Annotated in this window: 14 protein-coding genes and 1 pseudogene; 5 read left to right on the top strand and 10 right to left on the bottom strand. The window is 46.7% G+C overall.

Annotated features, from left to right (window positions below; genetic code table 11):
* Window positions 1–771 carry a thiazole synthase gene (locus SAPGRDRAFT_RS11430; RefSeq protein WP_002659408.1) on the top strand — a complete coding sequence of 257 codons (771 nt, stop codon included), beginning with the start codon at window positions 1–3 and terminating at the stop codon, window positions 769–771.
* A 1,478-nt stretch (window positions 772–2,249) separates the two neighbouring features.
* Here the strand turns inward: SAPGRDRAFT_RS11430 and SAPGRDRAFT_RS11425 are convergent.
* On the bottom strand, window positions 2,250–4,265 hold the full coding sequence (locus tag SAPGRDRAFT_RS11425) for a peptide MFS transporter (protein WP_002659407.1): 2,016 nt from the start codon (window positions 4,263–4,265) through the stop codon (window positions 2,250–2,252).
* 303 nt (window positions 4,266–4,568) lie between these two features.
* Between SAPGRDRAFT_RS11425 and SAPGRDRAFT_RS23895 the strand changes: the two are divergent.
* The 4 genes and pseudogenes from SAPGRDRAFT_RS23895 to SAPGRDRAFT_RS23475 all read left to right on the top strand — a co-directional run.
* Window positions 4,569–4,752, top strand: a pseudogene (locus SAPGRDRAFT_RS23895) (helix-turn-helix domain-containing protein); the annotation flags it as partial.
* Window positions 4,753–4,894: 142 nt separating this feature from the next.
* Complete coding sequence (locus tag SAPGRDRAFT_RS23485; RefSeq protein ID WP_253271318.1) at window positions 4,895–5,302, top strand: hypothetical protein; 408 nt, start codon at window positions 4,895–4,897, stop codon at window positions 5,300–5,302.
* A gap of 5 nt (window positions 5,303–5,307) precedes the next feature.
* Complete coding sequence (locus tag SAPGRDRAFT_RS23480; protein ID WP_253271317.1) at window positions 5,308–5,592, top strand: DDE-type integrase/transposase/recombinase; 285 nt, start codon at window positions 5,308–5,310, stop codon at window positions 5,590–5,592.
* 4 nt (window positions 5,593–5,596) lie between these two features.
* Complete coding sequence (locus tag SAPGRDRAFT_RS23475) at window positions 5,597–5,875, top strand: integrase core domain-containing protein (RefSeq protein ID WP_253271316.1); 279 nt, start codon at window positions 5,597–5,599, stop codon at window positions 5,873–5,875.
* A 145-nt stretch (window positions 5,876–6,020) separates the two neighbouring features.
* On the opposite strand, the gene SAPGRDRAFT_RS11410 is transcribed toward SAPGRDRAFT_RS23475, so the two are convergent.
* The 9 genes from SAPGRDRAFT_RS11410 to SAPGRDRAFT_RS11370 form a co-directional block, all read right to left on the bottom strand.
* Complete coding sequence (locus tag SAPGRDRAFT_RS11410; RefSeq protein WP_002659406.1) at window positions 6,021–6,752, bottom strand: aromatic aminobenezylarsenical efflux permease ArsG family transporter; 732 nt, start codon at window positions 6,750–6,752, stop codon at window positions 6,021–6,023.
* Window positions 6,727–7,215, bottom strand: coding sequence for a nitrophenyl compound nitroreductase subunit ArsF family protein (locus SAPGRDRAFT_RS11405; protein WP_002659405.1), 489 nt, complete (start codon window positions 7,213–7,215; stop codon window positions 6,727–6,729). Before SAPGRDRAFT_RS11405 ends, SAPGRDRAFT_RS11410 begins: the two co-directional genes overlap by 26 nt.
* A 153-nt stretch (window positions 7,216–7,368) precedes the next feature.
* Window positions 7,369–8,346, bottom strand: coding sequence for a permease (locus SAPGRDRAFT_RS11400; protein WP_002659404.1), 978 nt, complete (start codon window positions 8,344–8,346; stop codon window positions 7,369–7,371).
* A 1-nt stretch (window position 8,347) separates the two neighbouring features.
* Entirely contained in the window at window positions 8,348–8,584 is a 237-nt protein-coding gene (locus SAPGRDRAFT_RS11395; RefSeq protein ID WP_002659403.1) for a thioredoxin family protein, read from the bottom strand.
* Window positions 8,585–8,649: 65 nt separating this feature from the next.
* Window positions 8,650–9,678 (bottom strand): ACR3 family arsenite efflux transporter, encoded by a 1,029-nt coding sequence (gene arsB / locus SAPGRDRAFT_RS11390; RefSeq protein WP_002659402.1) that lies wholly within the window; start codon window positions 9,676–9,678, stop codon window positions 8,650–8,652.
* A complete protein-coding gene (locus SAPGRDRAFT_RS11385; protein WP_002659401.1) occupies window positions 9,662–10,252 on the bottom strand; it encodes a low molecular weight phosphatase family protein in 591 nt (196 codons plus the stop codon). Before SAPGRDRAFT_RS11385 ends, arsB begins: the two co-directional genes overlap by 17 nt.
* A gap of 11 nt (window positions 10,253–10,263) precedes the next feature.
* Complete coding sequence (locus SAPGRDRAFT_RS11380; protein WP_002659400.1) at window positions 10,264–10,725, bottom strand: DUF6428 family protein; 462 nt, start codon at window positions 10,723–10,725, stop codon at window positions 10,264–10,266.
* Between the two features lie 92 nt (window positions 10,726–10,817).
* Entirely contained in the window at window positions 10,818–11,156 is a 339-nt protein-coding gene (locus SAPGRDRAFT_RS11375; protein WP_002659399.1) for an ArsR/SmtB family transcription factor, read from the bottom strand.
* A 2-nt stretch (window positions 11,157–11,158) separates the two neighbouring features.
* Window positions 11,159–11,710 carry a hypothetical protein gene (locus tag SAPGRDRAFT_RS11370; protein WP_002659398.1) on the bottom strand — a complete coding sequence of 184 codons (552 nt, stop codon included), beginning with the start codon at window positions 11,708–11,710 and terminating at the stop codon, window positions 11,159–11,161.
* Between the last annotated feature and the right edge of the window lie 454 nt (window positions 11,711–12,164).

Below are 12,164 nucleotides of genomic sequence, written 5' to 3'. Positions count from 1 at the left end.
ATGGATACATTAAAAATTGCCGATAAGGAATTTAACTCAAGATTATTTACGGGCACAGGCAAGTTTGCCTCTTCTGCCCTGATGCGGGAGGCCCTTTTGGCCTCTGGTTCGGAGCTGGTCACGGTGGCCCTCAAGCGGATGAATGTGGAGAAATCGGAGGACCCTATTGTGGACCAACTCGATGCGCCGCACATCCACCTTTTGCCCAATACCTCTGGCGCTCGCACGGCTGAGGAGGCCATTTTTGCGGCCCAACTGGCCAGAGAGGCCTTGGGGACCAACTGGTTGAAACTCGAAATTCATCCCGATCCCAAATACTTGATGCCCGATCCCATCGAGACCCTCAAAGCAGCCGAAAAGCTGGTCAAATTGGGCTTTGTGGTCCTGCCCTATATCCATGCTGACCCCGTGCTTTGCAAGCGCCTGGAAGAGGTGGGCGTGGCTGCCGTCATGCCTTTGGGCTCGCCAATTGGGAGCAATAAGGGCCTGAGAACCCTTGATTTCCTAGAGATTATCATTGAGCAAAGCCAGCTGCCCGTGGTGGTAGATGCGGGTATCGGTAGCCCTTCCGATGCCGCCAAAGCCCTAGAAATGGGGGCCGATGCGGTTTTGGTCAATACGGCCATTGCCGCTGCTCAAGACCCGGTAGAAATGGCCAAAGCCTTTAAATTGGGCGTTATGGCGGGGCGCATGGCCTTTGAGGCCCGCCTAGCCGAGCAGCGCATGGGGGCCGAGGCCAGCAGTCCCTTGACCTCCTTCCTTGGTGATTAAGCGCCCATCAACAACCTTTTGTAAGCCCTACTATTCTTGGATAGTGGGGCTTTTCTTATTGATTTTTTGGGGCCTGCCGCCTTCGGCGGCCGGGCCCTTGCAGGGCTCGCAGGTCTGCTCGGCCCTTCAGCCCTTCGGGCTTCGGTCTGGCCTGCGGCCACCCTTTCAGGCCCCTAGGCCGATACTGTAGGTTGAAACCTACAGCAAAATGATATTGCTTCGCAATCATATATAGATGAGGGTTGAAACCCTCATGAATTTAACTTTTCGGCCATCCTTTGATAAAAATTTCAGGCTAGTCAAGGCATTTTTTAAAGGCATAGCCCTAGCTATGGGGGAGAAAAATAAGCGTCTGTTGAAAATTTTGTGTTTCTCCTTTTTGCGGCCTAGGGACAAGCCCCTAGGCTAGCTTTTTTAGACAGCCCTCTAAAGAGGGCCTTTGGATGAGGTCCTTCTTTGAAATAACTACTTAGCAAGGGCATGTATATAAGCCTTTGAGGCCCTTTAGGGCTGACTCCATTGGATTAGCCTAGGGGCTTGTCCCTAGGCGACTATTGGCCAAATCCTAGCCAGCTAAAAGCCCAAATTTTATTCTAAAACACAAAATCCTGAACAGTCCCAGCAGCGACCTACCCAGCTAGCAACCAGACCTACCCAGCTAGCAGCCAGAGCTAGCCAGCTAGCAGCCAGAGCTACCCAGCTAGCAACCAGACCTACCCAGCTAGCAGCCAGAGCTACCCAGCTAGCAACCAGAGCTACCCAGCTAGCAGCCAGACCTACTCGGCTAGCAGCCAGAGCTACCCAGCTAGCAACCAGACCTACCCAGCTAGCAGCCAGACCTACTCGGCTAGCAGCCAGACCTACTCGGCTAGCAGCCAGACCTACTCGGCTAGCAACCAGACCTACCCAGCTAGCAGCCAGACCTACCCAGCTAGCAACCAGACCTACTCGGCTAGCAGCCAGACCTAACTTTTGCTCTTTTTGATTTTGTTACATTATTTCCATTTTTAACAATTTCCTGACCATTTGCCTAGAGGCTTGTTCCTAAACAGCTTCTTGTTGTCTAGGCCCCTGGGCACTTATATAATATGGGTACCTGTGGGTTGAAACCCACAGCAACAGAAGAGGCCATACTAACTCCAATAAAATGGGCCGATGGTTAAAACCATCGGCCCATAACGAATGCTAATACAAGCAAACAGGGGCTGAAGCTTATGGCTATACCATTGACAGCGATCAAGGCCTTTAGGCGGTTTAGCAGGCGGCGAAGCCGCCGCAAAGGAGCGAAGCGACTGGCCTAGCGATGCGGAGGGGTGGCCGTCAGGCCAGACCGAGGCGCCACAGGCGCCGAAGGGCCGAGCAGACCTGCGAGCCCTGAAGCGCAGCGCCTGCAGCTTTGCTGCAGGAGGCCCCTAAAAAAAAACAAAAAGGCCCAAAACCGAAGTTCAGGGCCTTTTGAGGAAAAAATTGATTATGAATTAGTTGATCCCGTGCATCCAGCGTTTCACCACTCCAGAGAGGAGGATGAGGAATACGCCGCCACCAATGGCAACAAAACCAAGAATCATAAATACGTTAATACAGATCACTAGCGTATCTTCGGCCACTGTTTTGGATACAGCGGCATTGGGGCTAGCGGCCATCATCTCTTCGATTTGATCTTTGGGGAACTGCTTAGGCTCTTTTGTTTTGAGGCTAGCATCGGTAGAGAGGAAGCTAATTTTTGCTTTTTTGACGAGGCCTTCTTTATAGAGGCCTTCTTCCTGTTTGGCGGCCTCTTCCATGATTGCTTTATCAGCAACAGTAACGGCATGATACTTATCGCCATTTTTGTTGAGTTCTGCGAGGAAGAAATCGCTAAGAACGAACTCTTGGACAGAGTGTGTTTCTTTGGCATCTTCGGCAGTAAAGCCGAGCTCCTTCATTTTGCTGGTATCCTCAGAGCTACCTACATACATTTTGTAGACCTCTTTATTGGCGAGCATGGCGGTTTTGATATCTTCGTTTTCCATGCTATTGTTGAAGCGGTCGAGGCGTTCGGTTTCCACCATCAGCTCCGACATATCTACATTAGTCATTTGGGCAATTTTGGCTCCGGCCAAATGCGCAAAAGAGGTAGACATCAGCCAGAAGCCCATGATAAAGCCCACCACTTTGGCGGGAGATAGCTTAGTGACTAGGGAGAGGCCCACAGGAGAGAGGGCCAATTCGCCCAAAGTGTGGAGGAGGTATAAAAGGGCTATAAAGATAGCGGGGATCATCCCTGCTGTGGCCATACCTTCTCCGAGTTTGAGGACCAAGAAACCGGCACCCAAAAGGATGAGGGCAATACCGAACTTCATGGGAGCGGCGGGTTCCTTTTTGGCCTTGGCCAACTGAATCCACATAAAAGAGAAAACAGGGGCAAACATCATGATATAAAGTGGGTTGAGCGACTGAAACATGGTGGTGGTCAGGAAGCTCGTTTTAGCCACATTATTATCGGTAAATACGGTAAGGGCACTACCGGCTAGCTCGAAGAAGGTCCAGAAAATGATCGTAAAGAAGAAGAGAGTAAGGACCACCCAGAGGCGTTCTCTTTGGACCTTATCATAGCTCAAAGAAGTAAAGATCAGGTAGCCAATCATACCAATACCCATAGCCAAAACAATAACATCGAGTAGGCCATGGCTTTGGAGGAGGAACCAAACGAGAGGCACCACCAGCAAACTAACAATATAAATCGCCCAATTGACAGGAAGGCCTAGCAATTTGGGAGAGCTTGCATTTTCCTCTAGGGTATAAGAGGGCACCTCTTCATCGCCCACCTCATCTTCAGTGGCTTCATGAGGGGCATAACCTTTATCTTCTAGTGCTCCAGAGCGTTGGGCCATCCAGAAAATGATCAGGCCTGCGAGCATCCCTACACCGGCTAGAGAGAAGCCCCAGTGCCAACCTTCGATCTCTCCGACCACCCCACAGGTAAGGCCAGAAAGGAAAGCACCGATATTGATTCCCATATAGAAAAGGGTAAAGGCACCATCTCGGCGGGGGTCTGTTCTAGAGTAGAACTTACCGATCATGCTCGAGATGTTTGGTTTAAAGAAGCCATTACCGAGGATCAGCATAGCGAGGGCGGTGAGGAAAATATATTCATGTTCAAAAGCCATAAGGAAGTGGCCGATCATCATTAGGATGGCCCCCCACATAATGGCTTTTCGGTAGCCCATAAAGCGCTCGGCTAATAATCCCCCAATAAGTGGGGTGGCGTATACCATAGAGCCATAGGCTCCATAAACGCTATAGGCTTGGTCATAATCATATTCGAGCATACCTTTGGTCATATAGAGGACCAAGAGGGCACGCATACCGTAGTAAGAAAAGCGCTCCCACATTTCCACAAAGAAGAGGTAGAAAAGAGCTTTGGGGTGGGCTTTGCGGTTCGTCAGAATCACAAAAGCGATCCAAGCGATGCTAGCCACCCAAGCTATCGTCATGATAGTATAAGGATGCATAGTTTAAAATAAGTAGGTTGAATAATGAAGTAGTTTGTCCCCGCAAAAAAAGGGATGTCCTTTTGGGGCTTTATAGCGACAAGAGGACATCCGGGGGTGTTAATCTTAGATTAAGCTTGCATCAAGGTAATAAAAAGCTAGAAATTATGGAACCTCCCGATAGATTTTAAGTGAGCTAGCGCACTAAAGCGCCTTAGATTATGGGCCAATAAGAAAAAAACCTTGCTCCAACTTCTGGGAGCAAGGTTTTTTGTTTGGGGGTGTCTTGTCCTGATATACTGATACAACAAAATCAGAAGATAGATGGAAAATAAAGAAGGTCAGTATGTTAAGCGGACACAAAAAGATTATACCTTAGCTTTTAAGCTCCAAGTTGTGTCGGAAGTAGAAAATGGAGAGATTGGCTTAAAGGCCGCTCAACGCAAGTATGGGATACAAGGAGACAGAACAATTCGGACATGGATCGAGAAACATGGCCAATATGATAAAAGCTATAAATTAAGAAGTATGAAGAAGAGTCCAGAACAAGAATTGATGGCGTTGCGTCAGCAATTGAAGCTTTTAGAGAAGAAAAATCGTCGCTTGGAAAAGGAGCTAAATCAGGCAGATAAGAAGGCCTTGTTTTTGATATGATGATAGATATAGCGGAAGAAGAATTTGAAATTCCAATCAGAAAAAAGTACTTTACCCGAACAGTTGATAAATTCCAAAAAGAAGAAAAAATAAGCTTAAGTAGCTTATGTCGATTGGTCGGGATAAATCGTCAAAAGTATTATAGATCGAAGGCAAAAGTTAGATCTAATCAGGGTTTGGCAGAAAAAGTAGTTGCCTTAGTTCAAGAAGTACGGAACAAAATGCCTCGCTTAGGCGGCCGCAAATTGTATCATTTACTTCAAGCTGAGTTGAAGGCTCTAGGAGTAGGCCGAGATAAATTTTTTACTATTTTGCGGGCCAATAATCTGCTGGTTCGACCTCGAAAGACTATCATACAACGACAAATTCCTTCCACCACTACAGAAAACATAAGAACAAAATAGCTGATTTGAAAATTTATCGACCAGAGCAAGTCTGGGTTTCAGATATTACTTACATTGGAACGAGAGAAAATCCGATGTATTTAGCCTTGGTCACAGACGCTTATTCTAAGCAAATAATGGGTTATGATGTCTCTAACAGCTTAAGCAGCATTGGCTCTATTCGAGCCTTGAAACAGGCTGCAAAGCGTTGTCAATATCCTAATGAAGAGCTGATTCATCATTCTGACCGGGGCATTCAATACTGCTCAAATGATTATCAGCAACTGCTCAAAAAACTAGGCATAAGCTAGTTCTATGGCAGAGTCTTACGATCCTTATGCAAATGCCGTAGCAGAGCGAATAAATGGAATATTAAAGCAAGAGTTTATTGCAGATTTTTTCCATTTAGGGCTAGATGCGATGAAGAAAATAGTGGCTCAAAGTATTGATATTTACAACCAAGCGCGACCACATTGGTCTTGTCAATTTATGCCGCCTGCTGAAATGCACCAACAACAAGAGCTCGAATATAAGAGCTATAAAAAGAAAACAACTCTAGCCCAAGATCATCTTAAGCCAGAGTTGTTAAATTGACAACAAGTTATTTCCGTAAGATTTTTTGACCTTTTTGAAGGAGGTCAAAATCTTCCAGAATAACTTTTTACCCGTATTTAATCAGAATTTTATTGCTTTAAATTCTGTATCAGTTTTTCAGGACGGGACAGGGCTTTGTTTGGGGTTAAGCGAAAAAGAAAATATAGCTAAAATAGAGTCCAGCGGCCAGAAAGAGCAAGCCCGTCAGTTTGCGGACATAGCGTTCTAGGGTTTGAATCTGCTTAAAATAGCGACTCATCTTATGGGCCGAGAAGGCCAGTAGATAGGCAAAGAAGAGCACGGGCAGGGCGGTTCCGATAGAAAAGAGGAGGCCCATTAGCCAGGCTTGGGTTCCTTCTTGTAGGGCCAAGGGAACTAGGGCGCCAAAGAAAAGGGCCCCACTATAGGGACAAAAAGCCAGAGCGAAGAGAATGCCCAAGCCAAAGGCCCCGGTATAGCCCTTGAAACCCAGTTTTTGTCCCCATTGGCCCAGGCCTGCTTGGCCCAATTTGGGCAGGGGGATCCAGCCCAGCATAAACAAGCCCAGCAACAGTAAAATGGGGCCTAAAAAGCGTTCGCCTTTAGTTTGTAAGAAAAGGGCGAGCTCAAATTGGCTAGCGCCAAAGCCCAAAACCAATAAGATCAGCAAATAGACTAGGCTTCGGCCCAAGGTATAGGCCAAACCAGCCCAAAGCGTAGCTTTTGGTCCCTCTATAGATTTGGCAATATAGGCTGTAGCCGTAATATTGGTCGTCAGTGGGCAGGGACTAATAGCGGTCAGTAGGCCCAAGGCAAAAGCGGCCAAGGCGGGTAATTCTTTAGTGTGGGCCAGGGTATCTAGAAAATCCATCTTATTGAGCCAATTGATTAAGTGCATTTTCAATTTCGAGCTTAAGCTCATCCTCAAACTGGCTATCGTCTTTAGTGGCGCTACTAAAGGCAAAATCGGTAAGGTCCAGAATATGCTCGGTGGTGGGTGTAACGGTTTGCAGATACAGGCCAGTGCCAGAAGCTTCAAACTTTTTGGCCAGCTCATAATTATCGGCCTCTTCTACACTCATAAACTGATAGACCAGCTTATGTTCTTGGAGTTCTTGGGCAAAATGTTCGGCCAAGACCTTTTTGGTCCTTGCCTCAATAGTATTGCAAGTTTTGCAGCGGCGCTTAGTATAAGTTTCTAAGAGAAAGAGATGATAAGGGGGGCGTTTGGCCTCTTCAATAGTGGGAGGAATAGCCGTTTGTACAGTTTGGGGAATTTCTGCGGGGGGCGTAGCCTCTCCGCAGGCAGAAGCGAAAAGAACGATCAAAAAGAAGGGAATAGAGAGCGAAAGTAATTTCATAATGAACAGTTTTCTTAGCGGCCTAGCGCTGCGGAGGGGGGGCGCGAAGCGCCAGACCAAAGCCGCCAAAGGCGGCTGCAGGGCCGAGCAGACCTGCGAGCCCCGCAGCATAGCGCAGCAAGGCGAAGCCGCAGCTGAGGCCCCAAAATATGATTAAATTAAATAAGGAGCTACAGCATTAAACAGAAAGCCCAATAAAATAATGAGTAGGGCGACTAGGCTAAAAAAGAGGACAATGAGTCGCCATTGCATAACTTTTTTAAGCAACATCGCCTCGGGAAAAGACAGGCCAATAGTGGCCATCATGAATGCCATAGCGGTACCTAGGGGAACTCCTTTTTGGATCAGCACCTCGAGCAGGGGCAAAATGCCTGCGGCATTATTGTAGAGTGGAATAGCGAGGACCGTAGCTAGAGGCACCGACCAAAAGCTGTTTTTGGGCAGGTAGTTTTCGAGAAAACCCTCTGGTGTATAGCCGTGCAAAAAGGCGCCTAGGGCAATACCGATTAAAATATAGGGCAGCAATTTTTTGAGGGTGCTCCAAGCCTCTTGCCAAATGGCCGAAAAATTGGGTCGGCCAGCTTTAAACTGCTGTTGTTGAACCGTCTGAGTTTTGGCCAAAGCCTCTTGTAGCCAAGGGCTCAGCCAGCTATCTAGGCGAAACAAAGCGATGCTCCAACCCGCCAAAATGGCCAGCGTCATAGCGGCAAAAAGGTAGAAGAGCGTAAACTTCCAGCCCCAGGCCGCCAGAAAATAGGCCAAGGCAATTTCATTGACCAAAGGCGAGACAATCAGAAAGGTGAAGGTCAGGCCCAAGGGCAGGCCGCCACGCAAAAAGCCAATAAAAAGCGGGACCGAAGAGCAAGAGCAAAAAGGCGTAATGGCCCCTAAGAAAGCGGCAAAAATATAATCGAGGCCAAAGAGCTTATTCTTAGTCAGAAAGCTGCGAATGCGGGCCGTGGGCAAATAGTGATTGACCAGACCCATCAGTTGCGTAATGAGCAAAAGCAGAATAATAATCTTGACGCTATCGTAGAGGAAAAAGTGTAGGGCTGCCCCAAATGGCGAATCGACCGAAAGGCCAATTAGGCGAACAAAATAGGCCGCCCCATCTTCCAAAAACTGAAACATCCTAGTTGGCGTTTAATAATTTGGCCAGCTCCTGCTTAGAAGGAAGGCCCACAAAAGAAGGCTTTTCATCAATGACCAAGGCGGGAGTCCCCATCACATCATAAGCCATAATATCCATGATGTCCTCTACCTTTTCTAGCTCAAAATCGAGCTGATGCTCCGCTTTGTAGTCGGCAATAAGTTGGTAGAGTTGCTTGCATTTGGCACAGCCTGTGCCGAGGATTTTAACTGATTTCATTGTATTGTATTTTTACGATTTAATGTGATGATATAGCTTTTGAGCAGCTTATCAAGTGATGTATATTACAGATGGTCATAATATTTTCCTTTGAGGTAGAAAGCCAAGCGGACCAAAAGAATAAGCGCGGGAACTTCGATTAGTGGGCCCACAACAGCCACAAAAGCGGCAATAGAATCTAGGCCAAAAAGGGCAATAGCCACCACAATAGCCAGCTCAAAATTATTGCCTGCCGCCGTGAAAGAGATGGCCACATTCTGATCATAAGGGACCTTTTGCCAGCGGCTAATAAAGAAGCCCAATAAAAACATCAAGACAAAATAAAGGCTGAGCGGAAGAGCCAAATGCAAAACCTGCAAGGGCAACTCAAAGAAAATATCTGCTTTTAAAGAAAACATCAAGACGATGGTAAATAAGAGGGAGACCAGCGTTAGCGGGCCTATTTTGGGCAAAAATTTTTGCTCATAGTTAGTTTTACCCCAATATTTTTGTCCTAAAAAGCGGCTTAATCCACCTAGCGCAAGGGGAATTCCTAAATATATGCCCACCGTTTTGAGCAAATAATGAAATGGAATTTCTGGAATCTCATCTAGCTCAATCCCTAGCCAAGCGGGCAAGTAGTTAATAAAAAATAGCGCATAGGCCCCATAAGCCAAAAGTTGAAACAGGCTATTGAGGGCCACCAAAGCCGCGGCATATTCTTTATTTCCCTTGGCCAAATCGTTCCAAACCAAGACCATAGCAATACATCGGGCCAAGCCAATGAGAATGAGCCCAGTCATATACATAGGCTGATCGGCAAAGAACAAAACCGCAAGGCCAAACATCAGAAAGGGGCCAATAATCCAGTTGAGGACCAAAGAAAGCCCCAAAACCTTTGTATTCTTCAAAAGCGCTGGAAGTAGCCGATAGTCTACCTTGGCCAAAGGTGGGTACATCATTAAAATCAATCCAATAGCTAAAGGGATGTTCACTTCTTGATATTCCCAACTAGCCAGAATTTCGCCCCAATTGGGTATAAATTTCCCCAACAATAACCCTAGTAACATGGCCATAAAAATCCATACGGTCAGGTATTTATCTAGATATTTCATTTTGGCTGCATTTACTGAAAATATAAAAGAGGTCTCGCCCTATTTCTTCTGCTCGCTGACGATATACAAAGGCCGCCCGAGCTTGGCCATCTACCTTAGAAGGATCTTCATAAGGCAATGAAAAACGCTGATAAGCTTCTGGCAAATAAGGACAATCTGCCTCTACTTCACTACAAAGCATAAAGGCATAAATAGGCGCTTCGGTCTGCTCATCAATAGCCCAAACTGTACTTTCTAAAGGACTCCCTTTACCCTCAGCCCAATAGAGCTGTCCCTGAGACAATGAAAAGCCCAATTCCTGAAGACTGGCTGTAGTTTGAGGCGCCAAAGGTCCTGCAGCTGTTCCCGCAGAATAAATCTGAAAGCCCAACTCAAAGTACTCATTGAACAAATGCGCCCAAAATTCTGCAAACTGACTTCTTCGGCTGTTGTGGCGACAAACAAAATAAAGCTGGCTACCTTTTGGCGCAGCCCTTAAGGCAGCTATAATTGCAACAAAACGATCAGAAGGGTAATACCTAACCTCTTTCTCCAATTGCTCAATTTGCTTGAGGAGTTTTGGATAAATAGACATAGATTTTCAATTTAACAACAGCCAGAATTTGGTCCGCAACAAGAGCTTTTCTCTTCTTTTTCCTCTCCCTCAAATGTTATCCCACAGGCCTCCTTGGCCAAACAATCCGTTTGCTTAGCATTCAAAATAAGCTGCCCAGAGGCATTTATGTCTAGCCAATAATACTCTAAACTGTTAGTCCCTTGGTATTCTACAGCTAGCTCTAAATCAGATAGCTGAAGCTTTTGCTCCGCCAACTCAATAATCTTGAGCATTTTGCTGGGCGCCAAACGATGATCCAAGTCATCGGCTACCCAAAACTGCAAAACCAACTCCTTCTGCTCCCGAAGCTGCCCCCCACAATCCATAAATTTTTTCCGAACTTCTCCCAACTCTGTCAAATGAAAATGGGCTGGAATAGACTGCCCGTCTTGCTGAAAAACAGTAAGGCGTTCAACTTGCCCCAAATAAGTTTTTAATGCTGATAGTTTCATAAGATCGTATTTTTACGATAGATTAGGTAAAAAGAAAAGGCCATTTCGGCCTAACAATCGTAAAAGTACGATAAGTAATTTAACTTTCTAAGTTAGCAGCAATTTTTATCAGAATTTAACAATTCTGGACCAGCAATGAGTGGACCTAGGCTGTTTTGCAGTTTTTTCCAACCCACTTTATTGATACAATAATTACGGCGAACGCCCTCAATATTTCCTTGAATCAGGCCCGCTTCCTTCAAGGCCTTAAGGTGCTGGCTAACAGTAGCTTGGGCCAAGCCTAGCTCCTCTACCAAATCGCTAGTAATACAAGCATTGGCAGAAATTAGGCGCTGCAGAATAGCAATTCTAGCCGGATGGGCCAAGGCCTTGGCCAATTTGGCCATTTCGTTTTGCTCGCTACTAAAAAGCTCGGTTTTGCTGCTCGCCATAGTTATTTTTTAGATTTCTTTTCCTCTTCTTCCAAGAGTTCTTCTTGTTCTCGAATATAGGCTTCAATCAATTTATCCAGAATTTGCCGCATGGGCTTTTTCTCCTGTCGGGCAATAGTTTTAAACTGATCAATCTTACTACTATTGAGCACCACCGTAAGCCGTCTTGTTTTCTGCTTTGCTTTTCGGCTGCCGTTAGTTTCTTGGTCTTCAGGGCTTTCCGGAGTAGTTCGTCGGAGTAAAAGCTCTATGCCCACGGCCTTTTCGCCATCTTTATTTTGCACAACGCCCCTTTTCACTTCAGCCACCGAGGTCCCTTCTTTTCCAAAAGAGCTCTCAATACTTTCCTTAAAAAAGCTCTCTAGGTTATCGGCAAAAGATTTTCGGCTACTTTTGCGTTTTTTGCCTGTTTTCTTTTTGCTTTTCGGGCTGCTTTTCTCCTCTTTTTCTACCGTCAAAACAGAGGGATTATCTTGGGCATTATCCTCATAGAGGGTGTGCTCAAACAAAGATTCAAGGTCGGTAGAAAAGGATTTTTTATTTCGCTTAGCCATGATGCGGATACAATTGGAGAGGGCAGTTAAATAGAGGTAGAGGAAGGTATTTTGGGGCTTCCCCTTCGGCCCTTTGGGCCTGCGGGTCGGGCTGTGTCGGGGCTCGCAAGTCTGCTCGGCCCTGCGCGGGCTTTGCCCGCTGGGTCTGCGGCTTTGCCGCCCCCCTATCCATCCCTAAGCCGGCGGCTTCGCCGCCTCTAGGTCCAGAGGGTATTCTTAGAGAAGAGCTTCCCGTATAGCAATATAACAAAAAAATTCTTTTCTGCTTCTTGCTTCTCTCTGCATAAGGGCAAAAGGGGTTATTTTGTTCCTTTAGGGGCTTAGTTTTAGGCGGCGCAGCCGCCTGCGAGCGCAGCGAGCCATGGCCCAGCGCTGCGGAGCGGGTGGCCGAAGGCCAGACCCAGCTTTTTGAGCGCAGCGAAAAAAGCGCAGGGCCGAGCGAACAGCGAGCCCC

Source organism: Saprospira grandis DSM 2844, assembly GCF_000275825.1.
Lineage (GTDB): Bacteria > Bacteroidota > Bacteroidia > Chitinophagales > Saprospiraceae > Saprospira > Saprospira grandis_A.
This window is presented reverse-complemented; position numbering and strand designations above follow the sequence as displayed.